Here is a 17,080-nt window from a genome sequence, read left to right on the forward strand (position 1 = left end):
CCCGACCCGAAGGACAGGGACATGTCGAGCAGCAGAATGCGGGTGATCTGCGCCGCCGCGGCGCTGACCACGTCGATTGCGGGTGGCGGAGTCGCTCGTGCGAGCGAGCCAGCGGCACGTGGCACGGTCCGGGCGGCCCTCCAACAGGCGGTCGCGGTCGGCAACCCCGGGGTCGTCGCCTATGTCCGCCAGGGCCGGCAGCGGTGGGGACTCGCCACCGGAGTCGCCGACTTGGCCACCGGGCGAAGAGCGACACCCGGGGACCACTGGCGGATCTTCAGCAACACGAAGTCGTTCGTGGCGACAACTCTTCTCCAGCTCGTCGCCGAGCACAGGCTGAGCCTCGACGACAGCGTGGAGAAATGGCTTCCCGGGGTGGTGCGGGGCAACGGCAACGACGGCCGGCGGATCACGGTCCGGCAGCTGCTGAACAACACCAGTGGCATCTACGATCCGGACAACGGGACCGACCGGGGCGGTCAGGCGCCGCGGGAGGTGATCACCGCCGCGCTGGCCCACCCGCCGTTGTTCCCGCCCGGGCAGGGGTGGAGCTATTCCAATCCGAACTATCTGCTGGCCGGGATGGTTCTCGAAGCGGTCACCCACCATCGCGCGGATCAGGAGATCCGGCGGCGCATCATCGAGCCATTGGGGCTCACCGAGACGTCCTTCCCGCTCCGCGGCTCGGCGATGCCCAAGCCTTACCTTCATGGGTACGACTTGAGCTACCGCGACGTCACCGGCTTCGACCCGTCCGGCGAGTGGACCGCCGGCGCGATGGTCTCCACGGTCGCCGACCTGGCGCGCTTCGACGCCGCGCTGTTCGGCGGGCGGCTCCTACCCGCGGCCCAGCAGCGGGAATTGCTGACCCTCGTGCCTGTCAAGCGGTACGGGCTGGGGGTCCAGCAGATCACCATTCCTTGCGACGACGGCAACGTCGAGGTGTGGTCGACCGACGGTGGCGGCCCCGGCTTCAGCAGTGTGTCGATGACCAGTGCGGACACGTCCCGCCAGCTCGTCCTGGTGGCCAACGTCTTCGACCTGGAGATCGACAAGAGGCACGACCCGGATCAACTGCCGGTTCCGGACGCAGAGGCCGCGTTCTTCCAGGCGGCCACCGCGGTGTTCTGCTCCTGACCGGGAACCCCGTGCCGATAGCGGCGGCTGAGACCGCACGCGGCAGCGCAGCCCGAGCGCCGCCGGGAGCAGCGAAGAGCGGGCGCAACCCGGTAAGCAAGGGGCTGCGCAGCGGCAACGCGGTGCCGGGCTGCCTTGATTCCGGCGGCTGTCGGAGCCGGGCCACAACGGTCGCATTCCAGCGGCTGTCGAGGCCAGGCCACAACGGTCGCATTCCAGCGGCTGTCGAGGCCAGGCAATGACGGTCGACGGAATCGAGGTGGCCCGGTTCGGGACGCGGTGGCTAGATGCCGCGGCGGCTCCAGGAGCGCCACCACAGGCGCTCCCGGCCCTTGGCGACTACCGCGGAGAGGACCAGGGGCTGCAGGTAGGGCATGGCCTTGGCACCGATGCGGCGGCGGATCGCCAGGGCGCGGTATTCCGGGAGCGACTTGTAGTCCGGCCAGACGTCGGCGGCGAACGCGACGAGTTCGTCCTCCGGGACCAGCGCCGTGCGGCCTCGGTCGTAGGCGCGGAACGCGCGGCGGAGGGCGAAGCGGGCCAGCCGCTGGTGCACCATCGCGTCCAGGCGGTCACGGTCGGGCAGCAGGTCACCGCACTTGGTCAGCACCGACTCGTAGGCGGTCTTGCGTTCGCGCAGGTCGTCGATCGCGCCGGCGTCAGCGTGCATGTTCTTTTCGTGCAGGCGGTAGTAGGCCTGGTCGGCCTGCACGTAGCCGACGTCCGCGTGGGAGGCGAGGCGCATCCACATCTCGATGTCGGCGGCGTGCGGGAGTTCGGGGTCGTAACCACCGACCTTGCGCTGCAGTTCGGTGCGGACGACCACCTCGGGCGAGGTGATGCAGCCGGTGCCCTCACGGAAGCGGCGCTCCAGCCACCAGTGGCCGGGGTAGACGATCGTTCCGCCGGTGCCCTGGTCGGCGGGCGGCGGCGGGCCGGGGTGACGGAAGTGGACCGGGTGGCCGTAGGCGAAGCCGACGTTCGGGTTCGCGTCGAGCAGGGCCACCGCCCGGTTCAGGGCGCCCGGGGTGAGCATGTCGTCGGCCGACAGCAGCGCCACGTAATCCGTGTCGGCCCACTCCAGCAGGCCTTCGTTGTAGGTGGCGATGTGACGCTTGTTCTCCTGGTGCACCCGGACCTCGACGCGTGGGTCGCCGGCCGCGATCGCGTGCGCCTTCTCGGCCGAGTCGTCCGGAGACGCGTCGTCGATGATCAGCACCCGGATGTCGAGGCCCGGGTTGTCGAGCACGCTGTCGACGCAGGCGCGCAGATACTCGCCGTATCGGTAGCACGGAATGACGACGCTGACCGAACCCACTGACTCTCCCCCAGTAGAGCGGGCCCGGCGCCGAGTGGCGCCGGGCCCGGATGAATCACGGCGCGGTGGTGAAGACCGCGTCGACCCAGTAGTTGCCGGCGTTCCAGCTCGACGTCGGGAACGTCTTGCCGGTGCTGGCCTTGAACAACCCGTTGTGACCGGCGGGATCCGTGTCGGCCAGCGCGGTCAGCGGATACGAGCTGTGCGCCGATCCGAAGTAGGCCCCGCTGTACGAGTAGAAGCCCTCGGTCGTGTGGTAGGACACGACGTACGGCGTGTTGGCCGTGATCTCCACCGGAGTGGCGAACGTCAGCGTCTGCCACCCACTGGACGTCTCGTTGGAGAACGTTCCGCTGGCCAGTTCCGTCCCGTCGTTGGCCCACAGGGTGCCGGTGTGCGTGCCGGTGTTCCGGTCGCCCTTGTAGAACTTCACGCCGGTCACGTAGCCGTCGACCGACGAGGTGAACCGCATGCCCAGTTCGAGCGACGCCGCCTCGGCCGCGCTCTCCACGTCGGGCGTGGACGCCGGGCTGAACACCGTGCACGGGCAGGCCACGCCGGTCCCGGTGGTGAACTGCCAGGTCACCGGCGCGGTCATCGCGTTGCCCCACTGGTCGGAGGCCTGAACGGACGCGGTGTATTCGGTGTTGGCGGCCAGGGCGCTGTCCGGCGTCAGGGTCGCCTTGCGGGTCGTGTCGTCGTAGGAGACCTTCGCGTCGACGTTGATGCTGCCCGCCTTCAGCGTGAAGGCGACCGTCGCCGGGTCGATGTCGTGGTCGAACGTCGCCGTCACCTTGGTGTTGCGGGCGACGCTGGCGTCCCCGGCCGCCGGCGTTTTCACCGTCACGGTCGGCGGCGTGGTCGACGCCGAGCTCGTCTCGACGACCGCGTCCACCCAGTAGTTGGTGTCGCCGAAGCTCAGGTTCGGGAATCCGCCGTTGACCCCGTACTTGTAAACGCCGTTGGGCGTGGACGCCCCGGACTGCAGCTGCTTCACGATGCCGTCACCGGCACCCTTGGTGCTGAAGTATCCGCTGGAGTACGAGTAGTGCCCGGTCGGCGTGTAGTAGGAGACGACGTAGGTGGTGTTCGCCGCGATCGAGACCGGCTTGGTGAAGGTCATCGTCTGCCAGCCGCTGGCCGTCTCCCCGGTGAAGGTCCCCGAGGCGAGCAGCTTGCCGCTGGTCGTCCAGAGCCGGCCCAGGTGGGTGCCGGTGTTAGCGGTCGCCTTGTAGAACCTGACCCCGGTGACCGACGCGGGGACGGCGACCTGGAACTTGGCGCCCAGCTCGTTCGCGTTGCCGTCGAACGAGTCGACCTTGGCGGGCGCGTCGGTCGCCTTGTACGTGGTGCACGGGCACTGCTGCGGCCCGACGGTCAGGTTGACCGTCTTGGTCGTGCCGAAGTTCAGGCTGTCGTCGATGCCCCGGACCTTGAGCGTGGCCGGGCCCTCGGCGACCGGCGTCCAGGTGTACGTCCAGGTGCCCAGGCCGGTGGCCGCGTTCCAGGTCGTCCCGTTGTCGGTGGACACCTCGACCCGGCCGAGCTGGCCGCCGGTGTCGGCGGCGGTGCCGGTCACCGTGATCGGCGACAGTTTCGGCACTGTGGTGCCGGCGGCCGGCGCGGTGACGGTGACGGCCGGGCCGGTCGTGTCGGTCGGCAGGGACGGCATGGTCAGGTTCGTCTGCAGCGTCTTGGGCATGGCGCCCATGTCGGCCAGCACGTTGGCGGTGGCCTGCTGCATCCGCTTGTCCTCGGAGGTGGCCGGGCCGGTGTGCAGGGTGCTCAGGCCCCACGACCACTGGACGGTGCCGGAGCCGAAGACGAGCGCGCCGGAGGTCGCGTCCCGGTACATCATGATGTTGTGGGTGGCGACGCCGTTGCCGTAGTTGTTGCCCTCGTCGAGCAGCATGGTCTCGTCGGTGATCTGCAGGGTGGTCGAGGAGAACGCGATGGCGCCGGGCGGCCGGGCCGCGTTCTCCACGTCGGAGTCCCATTCGTAGCCGAGGGTGCCGACCGGGAAGGTCGCCACTTCGCCGTCGGTGAGGTTCCTGATGGTGGTGTCCCGCCACAGGCGCATGTTCTTGAACTTCGCGGTCACCGTGATCGCGTCGTTGCGGTAGCCGTTCACCGAGAAGAGCGTGCCGGTGATCTGGTTCTGCGGCTTGTTGCCGCCGGTCCCGGCGCCGGCCGGGTCACCCCAGGTGCCGGTCCACTGCCCGCTCGGGTCGGCGACGCCGTTCGGCGGGTTCTGCTTCATCTTGGTCATCTTGTAGCAGACCAGGGTGCGGTTGGCGCCGCCGTCGGTGGCGATGGACGGTTCCCAGCGGGTCCGCCAGAACGCCTCGTTGCCGCTGAAGAAGGCCAGGTTGACCCCGGCCGCGCGGGCGTTCTTGACGTTGTCCCAGATGCCCTGGTCCCAGTATTCGTCATGACCCGACGACAGGTAGACCTTGTGTTTGGGCAGCAGCGCCGGCTTGGTGGAGACGTCGAGGTTCGACGCGTAGCTCACGTCGTACCCGTTGCGCTCCAGCCACTGGATCATCGGGTATTCGCTGGCCAGGATCGCGTTGTCACCGGCGATGCGCATCGGCCGGTTGTAACTGACCTTGTACGCGCGGCGGTCCGGGGCCGGGCCGCCACCCTCGTACAGATTCTGGCCACCCCAGGAGTTGTACGCCTGCCAGGTCTCGTCGGACGTCTGCACCAGCACCTTGGAGGTGCTGTTGTCGTTGGCGACCACGAACGGGTAGGGCATGTAGCCCTCGCCGTTGCCCTGGTCGAGCGCGGCGAGGTAGACGCCGGACACCGCGTCGGACGGCACGGTCCAGGTCACGTTGGTCGTCCAGTTGCCGCAGTCGACCAGGCCGGTGGCCGTGTCGTGCAGGCAGGGGTCCTGCACCTTCGCCGGGAACGTGCCGGCCGGCGACGTCGGCATCTTCCGCGCGCCGTTGCCGTTGTAGTAGCCCAGGCGGAAGAAGCTGACCGTGAACGCGGTCGGCGAGTTCACCTTCAGCTTGAGCGACTCGCCGGGCTGCACGCTGACCTTGGTGGTGAAGCCCTCGATGTCGCCCCACGAACTGTCGCCGTACCAGTCGTCGAGCGGGGTGCCCTGCTTCGAGTTCTCACAGACGATCGGATTGGAGTTGACCCCACATGGGTCGTCAGCCGCGAGGACCGCGCCGGGAAGCGCGATCACCGCCCCGACGATCAGCGCCGAGATGACGCCGGACATTAGTCTGGATCTCAACTTGTGCTCTTTTCCCGCCACAGAAAATGATCATCATTTAGGTTGTGGAACCTGTTTCTTCGTGGGCACCCCGTCGATCGTCCCCACCACGTTGTTCGACCATTCGCCGTACGTCGCCGTGCAGTTGTTGTCGCATCCACCGGCGGCGTCCCAATGCGTCGGGCCGAAGACGTTGTCCGTGACACGCAGGCCCGACCCGGTTTGGGCATAGAGGCCATAAGCGCCGAGAGAGATGAAGCTGTTGCGTACGGAATAGTCGCGCAGCACCGATCCGTCGACACTCTGGGTGAACAGGACGGCGGTGATCGCCTTCCAGTAGTTCTTCACCTCTTTGCCGGTGTGCGCGTCGATCCCCGGTTCCAGGCGACTGTTCTCGATCGTCACCGGCCCGGTCCCGCCGTACGGGAAGACGCCCCCGGTGTGCGCCTCACCCGGATCGCTCAGGTTCGCGATGTAGTTGTCGTGCAGCCAGCTGTTGCGGATGGTCGTCCGCGCGCCGCACAGGCACATCCCGCCGGTGTTGGCGACGTCCACCCGGTTGAACGTGATCGTGCACGTCTGGCAGTCGTTGACGGCGTGGTCGTTGAGCGGGGTGCTCTTCTCGCCGAGCCCGACCGGCTCCGGCCGGATGGTGACGTTGACCAGGTTCAGCTTCAGTTCCGCGGAGGCGTCGGAGTTCACCAGGACGGCCCGGTTCTGCGAGCCGGCCGGCGGCGCGATGATCGAGTTGGTGATGTTCACCGTGCCGTGGCAGCTGGTGCCGATGTAGATGAACGCCTTGAAGTACATGCGGTCGAGGTTCTTGGTGCCCTTGCAGTCGTACAGGTCCCACTCTTTGCTGTCCTTGTTGCTGGGGTTGACGACCTTGTACCCCTGCGGGACCGGCAGGGACTTGTCGGACTGCTGGTACGGCTTGACGCCGGGCGCTCCGACCGAGAAGCGCGCCGGGTAACGGCCGCCGCCGGTGTTGTTGACCGGCAGCGCCCCGGGCTTGGCGGTCGCCCCGGTGGGCTCCTTGGCCGAGGGCGCGGCGAGCCCGGACGGGTTCACGCTGGCGCCGGGCGGCGGCGTGATGCCCTCGACCGTCGCGCCGGGTGTCGGGGCCGCGTTGCCGGAGACCGGGTCGGTGCCGCCGGACGGGCTGCCGGACGAGCGGACCAGGGCGATGACCACCACCGCCGCGGCGACCAGCACCGCGAGCGCGGCGCCCAGGAGGACCTTCTTGCGTGCGATGGTCACGACAACTCCCACGGGGTCCAGTAGCTGTCCGGGTTGACGGTGTAGTTCACGGTCGGCTCCGGGATGTGTTCGACGCGGTGCCGGCGGCTGAACCGGTAGACCAGCTCCCAGTCCTCCTTGGGCGCGACCGACGTGGTGCGGCGCAGCCGGCTGAACCGGGTGCTGGGCAGGCGCCGCAGCACCAGCGGGTTGTTGTCGAGGTAGCACCGCTCCCAGGCGAGCCTGCGGTCGAACGGCACCGACAGCACGTCACGTTCGGTGCCGTCGGGCATCAGCCGGCGCATGGCGGTGTAGACGGCGTCGGGTCGCGCGCCGGCATCCGGGACGTCGAGCCGGGTCAGCGCCGTCTCCAGGTGGTGCGGTTCCCAGGTGTTGTCGTCGTCGAGGAACGCTACGTAGTCGGAGTCGGTCAGCCCGATGCCGACGTTGCGTCCCACCCCGGGCACGTTGATGTTGTGGCGCAGCGAGATCACGTGCAGCCGGGGGTCCGGCGGGAACTCCGGCACCTGGCCACCGGCGTCGTCGACCACGATCAGGACCAGGTCCTTCATCGTCTGGCCGAGCACCGACTCGACAGCGCGGGCCAGGCCGCCGGGACGCCGGTAGGTCAGCACGATCACGGCGACCTTGGCCCGCGGGCGCTCGTGCCCGGGCATCCCGGCCAGCAGGCGACGGACCTCGGACCGCTCGAACCGGCCGAGGCCGAGCGCGGTGTGCCCGAGCACCACCTTGTTGCGCAGCTCCTCGAGCGGGAGCCAGCCGTACCGGTCACGCAGCCGCTTCTTCAGCGAACGCATCTGTCCTCGCTCCTAGGAGGGGTCGACGGCCGTGGCGGCGAGCGCGGGCTCGGCGGCGGACGGCTCCTCGGCGCCGGCGGAGGCGCCGGACCGAAGGCGGGTGAGGATCGGGAGGACGAACGGGAGGTACGCGGCGAACGACGCGACGCCGGCCACGGCCAGGCCGAGGAACCCGCCGCCCAGCCAGCGGTGCGCCAGCCAGGCGACCACGCCCATGGCCAGACCGCCGAGGGCCGGGCGCACGCAGGCGCGCAGGATCTGCCGGGCCGGGATGCCGAGCCGGCCGAGCACCACCACGAAGACCGGGGCGACCAGCAGGCCGGCCACCACCACGTGCCCGGCCGCGACACCCGGGACGCCCCACAGGTGGGCGCCGACGATCAGGATCGGGAAGAGCGAGAACAGCCACCAGGCCTGCATGACCATGAGGGTCTTGCGGACCCGGGTGGCGAGGCAGTCGTAGGCCAGCTCGACCGCGGTGCGCAGCAGGCCGAGCGCGACCAGGAACTGCAACGGCAGCCCGGCGGCCTCCCACTGCTTGCCGTAGACGAACACGATGATCGGCGTGGCGAGCACGCCGAGGACCACGCAGATCGGGACGGCGGCCGCGATCACCAGGGTGAACGCGCGGATGAACCCGCTCGCGAACTCGGCCGGCGAGGAGTCGGCCAGCCGGGAGAAGCCCGCGAACGAGACCCGGCGCGCGGTCTCGGACACCATCCGGACCGGCCAGCTCGACATGTTGAACGCCATCGCGTAGATCCCGAGCGCGGCCGGGCCGAGCAGAGAGCCGACCACGACCGAGTCGACGTTGACGATGCCCAGGGTCAGCAGGCTGGCGGACGCGAGCGGGAGCCCGTACCTGATCAGCCGTTTGGCCTGGCCGGTGTTCCAACCGAAGCGGAGCATGCCGGGCGCGCAGAGCCCGAAGCCGACCAGGGCGACCAGGTTGCCGATCAGCGATCCCCAGGCGAAGCTCATCGCGCCCAGGCCGGCGGCGGCGAACGCGATGGTCGCGATCGTGTTGACCGTGAAGTTCAGGATGTCGACGACGGTGCGCCCGAACTGCCGGAACTCCCGGTTGAGCTGGCCCAGCGGAACACACGCGATGCCGTCGATGATCACGCTGATGCAGAGCACGCGCAGCATCGTGGTGGCGTCGGGCGAGCCGAGCGCCGACGCCAGGGCCGGCGCGGAGAAGTACAGCAATACATAAAACGCTGAACTGGACAATGTGGACAGTGTGAGCACGGTGGGGGCGAAGCGCCGGATGTCGCCCTCCCACCGGACGAGCGCGAGGCTGACCCCCATCTCGTTGAGCGACAGGAGCATCGCCAGCACCAGCAGGCCGACGGCGTAGAGACCCCACTCGTAGGGGCCGAAGAAGAGGCGTGCCAGAACGACACCGGAGGCGAACGTACCCACCCGGCGGACGATGGTGTTGACCAGACTCCAGCGGGCGGCGGTGGCCACCCGTCGGTTCAAATCTGTCACTGTGGAAGGTCTCCCGTTCCTGCCTCTTCGCGGCGGGCCACGCTCAGGTACGCACCCGACAGGCCCAACATCAGGAAAGTGGATCCGGCCACGATCGGGAAGCTCAACGTGTCGAATGTGGCCGTTACGACGAGCATCACGAACCCGACGGCCACAAACGCCTGGCCGGTCTCCCGGCGTGCCGGATCAGTGGAACGGCGGCGGCCCGCGCCTCCACAGTGGATCATGGTCACGTAGAGCACGACGATGGCTGTCAGACCCACGACACCGATCTCCAGCAGCGCCAGCAGGTACTGATTGTCGGTGAACCGGTAGAGCTCGGGCAGGAACGTGCCCGGGCCGCGCCCGAACCACGTGTGGCCGGTCATGAACGCGCTGACGTCGGCGCTCGTGGCCGTCCGCGAGTTGGTGCTGTCGTCACCACCGTTGAACATCGCGGTGAACAGGCCGATCAGGGTGCCGACCAGGCCCGGCACCAGCACCCGGGTGGCGCCCAGGGCCGGGATCATCACCAGCAGGGCCCGGCCGACCCGATCGAGCGGCCAGGCCACCACCAGCACCAGGAACACGATCAGCAACCCGATGACCGACGTACGGGACACGGTCATCACCGAGGCCAGCGAGATCAGGAAGACCGGCGCCCACTTGCGCCACGTCTTGCGGCCCTCGGTGTCGTACAGCGCCTGCTGGATGGCAAACGGCAGGGCGGTGACCAGGGTCGCCGCGAGCTCCAGGGTGTTCGACGCGGTGGCGGTGGGCCTGACGAAGTCACCCCGGGCGATGAGCTGGGAGGCCGCGTTGGAGGACAGGCCGGGGATGACGATCCAGGCGGTGAGGCTCTGCTTGAGGACGAACTCGGCCATGGCCAGGACGGCGACCCCGGTGCACAGTTTCACGAACAGTTTCAGCAGCCGCTCGATCTGCCGGTACTCGGTCAGGGACGTGGTCAGCAGGACCACCGGCAGCAGGATGACGAGCTGCAGCAGCGCCCGGTCGGCCGCGCTGTACTCCGACGCGTCGGCGTCGCGGCGCCCCACGGCGACGTACGCGAGAAGGATCGCCACGACGTAGAAGAGCAGCGCGATCCGCGGCGCCCGGGTGTGCGGCGCCGGCGACACCCGCCGCATCAGCCAGCTCAGCGCGTACCAGAGCAGGGCCCCGAGCAGGAAGAGGTTGGCCACGGTGCCGGTCGCGCCGATGCTCCCGACGACCAGCCGGGCCGGCACGACGAGCAGCAGCACGAGGTAGACCGCGAGAAGCGAATCCGGCCCGAGCGTGCGCAGACGCTGCCCTGAGCGGTAGAGCCGGCCGTGCCGGGGTGTGGTGACGGTGTCCCGAGGTCCGGTGTCAGCTGCCGTTGACCCGATTGGCATTCTGGCCCCCACGGTCGACGTTCGACTGGTACGTCGTGGAGAGTTTGGGCCGGGCCGGCTGCGGGCTCTCCTTCTGGCTGGTGGTGGTGGCGGCCGGGCGTGGGGGCACCTGGATCCGCTGGGTCTTCTCCACGTCCGAGGACTTCTCCGGCGCCGGCGCGGGGGCGGGCGCGGGTGGCACGGCTGCCACCTTGGGTGGGAGCTGCAGGACCACGGTGCCCTCGATGTCCGGCATGGCCGACGCGGAGCCGGCCACGGTCGGCTCGGCCGGCGTCTCGGCGAGCGCGGCCTTGCGGCGGCGCGACCGGCTGATGCTCTCCACCATGAAGGCCAGCACGAACGCCAGCGCCGCGGTGCCGCCGGCGATGACGATCACCGGCTTGAGCTTCGCCTTGGTCTCCACCTTCGGGGTCTGCGGCGGGATGACCTGGATCAGCTTGATCCGGTCCTTCTCGGCCACGTTGTTGCGCTGCTGGATCTCGTTGAGCGTGGTCTCGGCGAACGTCGACAGCTGCGCGGCCGACGTGAGCAGATGCTCCTTGTCGGTGCCCTTGAGGGTGATCGTGAGGAACGGGCCCTGCGCGTTCTCGGCCAGGGCGACCTCGTACTCCTCGGTCAGGCCCTGGCTCTTGAGCTGGAGGACCGTGTCGGTCGACTGGAGGCGGCGGCCGAGGAAGTCGGCGGTCGCGATGAGCGAGCCGTTGAGGTAGAGGAACGGGTTGTCCTGACCCTGGCCGGTCTGCGAGCTCGCGGCCTTGGTCGCCGCCGGGGAGGTCAGCAGGCTGACCATCGTGTAGGTCGAGTACGTGGTGGGCACCTTGACGAAGACGCCGATGCCCAGGCCCACCGCCAGCAGCAGCATCGGCACGACGATGTACCAGCGTTTGCGCAATACACGCAGAATCTCGCCGAGGTCCACGGACGCCTCTCCACATTCCCGTCAGGACGTCTTTCGTCGCCACGGAGTTCCACATCAGAGCGCCGCACGGCGGCCCCCGACACACCAGCGCCAAGCTATACGAGGATCCTGGGGATGACTATCAGCCCTGCGACCGGAATCGAAGTTGACGAGATCCGGGGTAACGCGCTAAGGAGTCTCGCAGCAGGTCAGACCCAGGGGAACGGATAAGCTATGTTTCTGTCCGATATGGCCGGAGTGCTGGAACGACGCTGGTATCTCATTGTCCTGGGAGCCATTCTCACCGCCGCCGCTGCCAGTCCCGCCGTCCACACCGAGGACCGTTTCCTGGCCAGCGAGGTGCTGCTGATCCAGCCGCCCGTCTCGCCGTACGCACCGAACCCGGTGACCGGGCTGTACCCGTCGATCGCGATGACCGGCGCCGCCATCGCGAACCGGCTGAACACCCCCGACGCGCAGGAGATGTTCCGGGCCAAGGGGGTCACCGGGACGTACAAGTTCGAGCCGCGCAACACCGGGACCAGGCAGGAGCCGCGGTACGTGATCGGCTCCATGTCGATCACCAACATCAGCTTCGACGAGCAGGCCGGGCTGGAGTCGCTGCAGATCCTGAGCAGCACGTACCAGCAGGAGCTCAAGGACATCCAGGACGAGTGGAACGTGAAGAAGGATCTCCGGATCACCGTGGCCACGCTCGTCCCGCCGACCTCGCAGCTGCTCACCCACTCACCGATCCGCTCGCTGATCGGGGTGGCCCTGCTCGGCGCGCTCGTCACGTCGGCTGTCACATTGTGGACAGACTCCGCGCTGCTGCATCGGCGGCGCAGGCGCGGAAATGCCGCACTGTCCACGCAAGACTCACCGCATTGGACGGAGGAGTTGGTCCGTTCAGCCCCTTAGCTGTGGACGGCACGGCATCGCTACGTGAGCGCGTTTCTGGAATGTTGTTCGCGTCAGCTGGTGCCGATACGGGGTGATCTTTGTGAAGCGTCCGAGCGTCACGATTCTGGTGGCGAACCTCCCCGCCGAGAAGGACCGCCGCGTCATCCGCGAGTGCCTGAGCCTCGAGGCGGCCGGTTTCGACGTGACGGTCATCGCCCCGCGCGGCGACAAGAGCCTCACGATCCTGCCGGGCAGCGAGCGCACGCGGCTGCGGCCGTACCCGGTCGTCGTCTACGGCAGCGGGGTGCTCTCGTTCGCGCTGGAGTTCTTCTGGTCGTTCCTGTGGATCACGATCCGGCTGCTCGGCGAGATCGTCCGCGGCCGGGCGCAGGCGGTCCAGGCGTGCAACCCGCCGGACATCTACTTCCCGCTCGCGCTGCTCATGCGGGCGCTGGGCCGGCCGTGGGTCTTCGACCACCACGACCTGTCGCCCGAGGTGTACGTTTCTCGGGGCGGTGACCCGAACCCGCTCGTCTCCCGGCTGCTGGTGCTCTTCGAGAAACTCACCCTGCGTACGGCAACCGCGGTCTTCGCCACGAACGAGTCGTTCAAGGAGAACGCCGTCAAGCGGGGCGTCGACGCGAGCAAGGTGACGGTGGTCCGCAACGGGCCGGCGTTCGCCGAGATCGCCCCCTCCCCCGACGAGCGTGCCGAGGGGCCGTTGCGCGTCGTGTACCTGGGCGTTTTCGGACCTCAGGACAACGTCGGCGGGGCGGTGCTGGCCGCCGAGGAGCTCATCGGGCTGCGCGGTCGCACCGGCTGGCGGATGATCCTCGCCGGAGACGGCGAGACCGCCGCGGAGCTGCGCGCCCTCGCCGGGGAGCGCGGCCTGACCGACGTCGTCGAGTTCACCGGCTGGCTGAACGGCCCCGAGGTCGACGCGCTGCTGCGGGAGGCCGACGTCGCCCTGCAGCCGGACCTGCCGACCCGGATGAACCAGCTCTCCACGATGGCCAAGACGGTCGAGTACCTGGGGCGCGGCGTCCCGGTCGTTGCCGCCGACCTGGTCGAGACGCACGCGACGGTCGGCGAGGCCGGCCTCTACGTTCCCCACGGCACCCCGGCCGAATTCGCCCAGGCCATCAACACGCTCCTGGACGATCCGGCGATGCGTGACCGGATGCGCAAGATCGGACGTGAGCGGTTCCGGGACTTCCTCTCCTGGGAGCATCAGGCCACCGAGTACATCGCGGTCTGGCGCCGGCTGCTGCGCGTCCCGGCCGACCCGCCGCGGATCCCCGCGCAGCGCCGGCCGGCCGACGCGCCGTCCCGGGCGGAGGCGCCGTGACCAGCGTCGTCATCGCCGCGCACAACGAGGCCGCGGTCATCGGGCGATGCCTGGACACCCTGCTCGCGGATGCGGCGCCCGGCGAGTTCGACGTGACGGTCGTGGCCAACGGCTGCACCGACGACACCGTGCGGGTGGCGCGCGATCACGGCGTACGCGTGCTCGATCTTCCCGATCCCGGGAAGGCCGGCGCGCTGAACGCTGGTGACGAGGTGGCCGCCGGATTCCCGCGGATCTATCTGGACGCCGACATCAACCTGAGCACTTCCGGTCTGCGCGCCCTCGTCGCGGCCTGCGCGTCGTCGCCGGCCGCCACCGCTCGCCGCGAGGTGGATCTCGCCGGGCGTCCGTTACCGGTCAGGGCGTACTACAGCGTGCACCGGCACCTCCCGGCCCTGCGGACCGGCCTGTTCGGGCGCGGCGTGATCGCACTGTCGCAGGACGCCCGGTCCCGGTTCGAGCGGTTCCCGGACATGGTCGCCGACGACCTGTTCGTCGACTCGCTCTTCACCGCCGACGAGAAACAGCAGGTCACCTCGGTGGTGTCGGTGGTGGCCACGCCGTTTCGCACCCGCGACCTGATCCGCCGCCTGATCCGGGTGCGGGCCGGCAACGCGGCGATGCGCGCGGCCGCGGCCCGGGGAGAGATCACGGCTGACGTACGGGCCTCCGGGCGCTCGTCCTGGCTCAAGGACGTCGTGCTCCGCCGGCCGTGGCTCGCACCCGCCGCCGTCTGTTACGTCGGCATCACCGTCTACGCGGCGTTCCGGGCGAAGCGGCGCACCGGCGTCGACTGGGGACACGACGCCTCCTCCCGGGAAGAAGCGCATGCCTGAGCACATCAACATCCTGTTCCACGGCATCGGCGAGCCGCAGCGTGAGCTGGAGCCGGGCGAGGATGCGTACTGGATGAGCGTCTCTGCCTTCACCGCGATCCTCGACGAGATCACCTCCTGGTCGTTTCCGGTCAACCTCAGCTTCGACGACAGCAACTCCTCGGACGTCGAGATCGCGCTTCCTCACTTACTGGAGCGCGGTCTCACCGCGGAGTTCTTCGTCCTCGCCGGGCGCCTCGACTCCCCCGGCAGCCTCGGCGAGCCCGACCTGCGCGCCCTGCGCAAGAACGGGATGGCCGTCGGCACGCACGGCATGCACCACCACCCGTGGCGCGGCCTGTCCCCGGCGACGACGCAGACGGAACTCGCCGACGCGCGCGACCGGATCGCCGCGGTCATCGGTCAGCCGGTGACGCGCGCGGCGTGCCCGCTCGGCCGTTACGACCGCGCGACCCTCACCGCGCTGCGCCGCCTCGGATACACGACGGTCTTCACCAGCGACCGTCGCCCGGCCACGCCCGGCGCCTGGTTGCAGCCGCGCTTCAGCGTCTACCACCAGGACACCCCCGCCTCGGTACGGGAGTCGGTCGCCCGTTCGCGACAGCTCCCCGTCCGCGCGCGCAACGCCGCCGCGACCCTCGTCAAACGCCTCCGCTGACCACCGGGCAGTCTCTCGGAACTCTTGTACCCGGATCGGCGCTCCCGCGGCGCTAGCCGAGCTGCCGGTGCGTCTGGCCCATGATGGTCAGCACCGCGACGAACGTGAACACCTGGATCTCGTCGACCGCGAAGCTTCCGGTGATCATCGGGGGCGGGGCCCAGGCGTACACCTCGTCGGGCCCCAGCTCCAGGCCGCGCCGGTGGAACGCGGCCATCGCCAGCGCGCCCAGCAGAAAGCGGTCCTGACCCTCCTCGGTGTTCAGCTCGGCGGTGAGTGTGGCAGCGTCCGGCCACCGCCGGTCGAGCCGTCCCTCGAAGGTGTCGAGGTGCCACCAGGCGCCCTGCTCGTCCTCCAGGAACAGATCACCGAAGAGCGACGCGAACCGCGGCGTCCTGCCGGTCAGGTCCAGCCAGTCCCAAGAGCTCAGCGCCTGCGCGTACTGCTCGTCAGTGAATCGTTTGGTGAGTTCCACCCCGCTATTCGACCACGCGGCCCATCCGCCGATCGCGCCCTGCCGCTCAGGGACCGATCCACCCCGCGACCATGCTGCTCGCTCCGGCGCCCGGCCGGCCGCCCCCACCCGACGGCCGGAAAAGGGCGTCGCGCCGGCGCGAGCTTGCCGGCTGGCTCTCGCCGTGCTTGTCCACCGCGATGACAACGGTGAGAACCAGCCGCGAGCGTGAGCCGCGTCGCGGCTCGGCACGCAAGCGGGCCTGGCGTCGGCTGGCGTGCGTTGCGGAGACAGCTTGCGGGACAGGCGCTCACCGGGCCTCGGCGCTGTCGTCACCCCACAGCCGATCTCCGGCCGGGGTTCGCCTTGTGAGGGCGGCGACCAGGAGGGCGGGGAGGAACGCGGCGACGGCGAGGCCGGCGACCGGATTGACGTAGTCGAAGCCGAGGTCGGGCCACGGGGCGAGTTTCGCGTGGAGACCGACGAAGACGCCCTCCGACCACGGGCGGCCGACCTGCTCATTGAGTGGCAGCGCGGCCACGGTCAGCGGGATCGCGCACAGCCAGGCGGGCAGCGCCGCGATGAAGGTCGACGCGCCGTCGCCCTCGGTGCGGCGGCTGATCCACCCGGTGAGCAGCCAGCCGGCCGCCACGCCGAGCAGCGCCCCGGTGGCCGTCATGGCCCAGAGCCACCACGGCGCCGACCGGGCGACGGTGAACCGGGCCGTCACGTCCGGGTCCGCCGCGCCGTACGGCGAATCCGTGCCGGTGGCGTTGAAGAACTCGAGGACCAGGCCGTCGCGGGTGGCCCAGAAGGTCGCCTCCCGCACGTTCGTCTCGACGTCGTTGCCGGGAAACGGGGCGCTCGTGCCGTCGAGCACGCTGGTGTCGAGGTCGTCGATGCCGTCGTGGACGCGGATGTCCGAGCCGATCCGCCAACCGGCGTCGACCAGGCGATCCCGGACTGCGGTCGTGAAGGCCACGTTGTCGCGCGTCGCGGCTGACGGATCCACCCGGTACTCCATGAACCCGTAGCGGGTGCCCTCGCCGTCCGGGTTCAGGACGAACGGCGGCACGTGGGCGCAGCTCAGCCCGTAGTCCTCGGGCGAGAAGACGTCCTGCGAGCCGTCCTCGCAGCCCCGGACCGTCAGCCCGGGGAACACCTCGCGGTCGATGCCCTGGGCCCGGACGACCCCGGCCAGCGGCGGCGCGAACTGCCAGCCGAGCAGCGACATCCCGGCCGCGCCGAAGCACCCGGCGACGATCGCGGCCAGGGTCGCGAGCACCACGACACTGCGGGATCCGGGACGGCCGAGGCGGGCACGCAGACCGGTCGGTTCCCGCATGGATGAGGTCACGACCCGCAATATAGAGAT

14 protein-coding genes are annotated in these 17,080 nt (G+C 69.5%); 5 read left to right on the forward strand and 9 right to left on the reverse strand.

The genetic code is table 11. The features are described 5' to 3' along the window. The first annotated feature begins 21 nt into the window (after positions 1–21). Positions 22–1,137: a serine hydrolase domain-containing protein gene (locus Acy02nite_RS00465; protein ID WP_203737366.1), complete on the forward strand. Its 1,116-nt coding sequence runs from the start codon at positions 22–24 to the stop codon at positions 1,135–1,137. A 283-nt stretch (positions 1,138–1,420) separates the two neighbouring features. Here the strand turns inward: Acy02nite_RS00465 and Acy02nite_RS00470 are convergent, their stop codons facing one another. The 7 genes from Acy02nite_RS00470 to Acy02nite_RS00500 are packed head-to-tail and all read right to left on the reverse strand — an operon-like array spanning position 1,421 to position 11,527. Beyond that, entirely contained in the window at positions 1,421–2,455 is a 1,035-nt protein-coding gene (locus Acy02nite_RS00470) for a glycosyltransferase family 2 protein (protein ID WP_203737368.1), read from the reverse strand. A gap of 55 nt (positions 2,456–2,510) precedes the next feature. Next, complete coding sequence (locus tag Acy02nite_RS00475; RefSeq protein ID WP_239174000.1) at positions 2,511–5,705, reverse strand: DUF4082 domain-containing protein; 3,195 nt, start codon at positions 5,703–5,705, stop codon at positions 2,511–2,513. A gap of 33 nt (positions 5,706–5,738) precedes the next feature. Then, positions 5,739–6,944 carry a hypothetical protein gene (locus Acy02nite_RS00480; RefSeq protein ID WP_203737370.1) on the reverse strand — a complete coding sequence of 402 codons (1,206 nt, stop codon included), beginning with the start codon at positions 6,942–6,944 and terminating at the stop codon, positions 5,739–5,741. Next, positions 6,941–7,741 (reverse strand): glycosyltransferase family 2 protein, encoded by an 801-nt coding sequence (locus tag Acy02nite_RS00485; protein WP_203737372.1) that lies wholly within the window; start codon positions 7,739–7,741, stop codon positions 6,941–6,943. Before Acy02nite_RS00485 ends, Acy02nite_RS00480 begins: the two co-directional genes overlap by 4 nt. Positions 7,742–7,753: 12 nt before the next feature. Then, positions 7,754–9,235 carry an oligosaccharide flippase family protein gene (locus Acy02nite_RS00490; protein WP_239174002.1) on the reverse strand — a complete coding sequence of 494 codons (1,482 nt, stop codon included), beginning with the start codon at positions 9,233–9,235 and terminating at the stop codon, positions 7,754–7,756. Further along, positions 9,232–10,608: an O-antigen ligase family protein gene (locus Acy02nite_RS00495; protein WP_203737374.1), complete on the reverse strand. Its 1,377-nt coding sequence runs from the start codon at positions 10,606–10,608 to the stop codon at positions 9,232–9,234. Before Acy02nite_RS00495 ends, Acy02nite_RS00490 begins: the two co-directional genes overlap by 4 nt. Then, positions 10,583–11,527 (reverse strand): Wzz/FepE/Etk N-terminal domain-containing protein, encoded by a 945-nt coding sequence (locus Acy02nite_RS00500; protein ID WP_203737376.1) that lies wholly within the window; start codon positions 11,525–11,527, stop codon positions 10,583–10,585. Before Acy02nite_RS00500 ends, Acy02nite_RS00495 begins: the two co-directional genes overlap by 26 nt. A gap of 213 nt (positions 11,528–11,740) precedes the next feature. Between Acy02nite_RS00500 and Acy02nite_RS00505 the strand changes: the two genes are divergently transcribed. The 4 genes from Acy02nite_RS00505 (at position 11,741) to Acy02nite_RS00520 (ending at position 15,251) form a co-directional block, all read left to right on the forward strand. Then, positions 11,741–12,427, forward strand: a complete 687-nt coding sequence (locus Acy02nite_RS00505; RefSeq protein ID WP_203737378.1) for a hypothetical protein — start codon at positions 11,741–11,743, stop codon at positions 12,425–12,427. An 82-nt stretch (positions 12,428–12,509) separates the two neighbouring features. Beyond that, complete coding sequence (locus tag Acy02nite_RS00510; protein WP_203737380.1) at positions 12,510–13,757, forward strand: glycosyltransferase family 4 protein; 1,248 nt, start codon at positions 12,510–12,512, stop codon at positions 13,755–13,757. Beyond that, positions 13,754–14,593: a glycosyltransferase gene (locus Acy02nite_RS00515; protein WP_203737381.1), complete on the forward strand. Its 840-nt coding sequence runs from the start codon at positions 13,754–13,756 to the stop codon at positions 14,591–14,593. The genes Acy02nite_RS00510 and Acy02nite_RS00515 overlap by 4 nt, the downstream gene beginning before the upstream one ends. Further along, on the forward strand, positions 14,586–15,251 hold the full coding sequence (locus tag Acy02nite_RS00520; RefSeq protein WP_203737383.1) for a polysaccharide deacetylase family protein: 666 nt from the start codon (positions 14,586–14,588) through the stop codon (positions 15,249–15,251). The genes Acy02nite_RS00515 and Acy02nite_RS00520 overlap by 8 nt, the downstream gene beginning before the upstream one ends. 52 nt (positions 15,252–15,303) lie before the next feature. Here Acy02nite_RS00520 and Acy02nite_RS00525 read toward each other — a convergent pair whose 3' ends face one another. Both Acy02nite_RS00525 and Acy02nite_RS00530 read right to left on the reverse strand, forming a co-directional pair. Continuing rightward, complete coding sequence (locus Acy02nite_RS00525) at positions 15,304–15,726, reverse strand: hypothetical protein (protein WP_203737385.1); 423 nt, start codon at positions 15,724–15,726, stop codon at positions 15,304–15,306. A 289-nt stretch (positions 15,727–16,015) separates the two neighbouring features. After that, complete coding sequence (locus Acy02nite_RS00530; RefSeq protein ID WP_203737386.1) at positions 16,016–17,062, reverse strand: hypothetical protein; 1,047 nt, start codon at positions 17,060–17,062, stop codon at positions 16,016–16,018. Between the last annotated feature and the right edge of the window lie 18 nt (positions 17,063–17,080).

The sequence above is a fragment of the Actinoplanes cyaneus genome, assembly GCF_016862095.1.
GTDB classification, from domain to species: Bacteria; Actinomycetota; Actinomycetes; order Mycobacteriales; family Micromonosporaceae; genus Actinoplanes; species Actinoplanes cyaneus.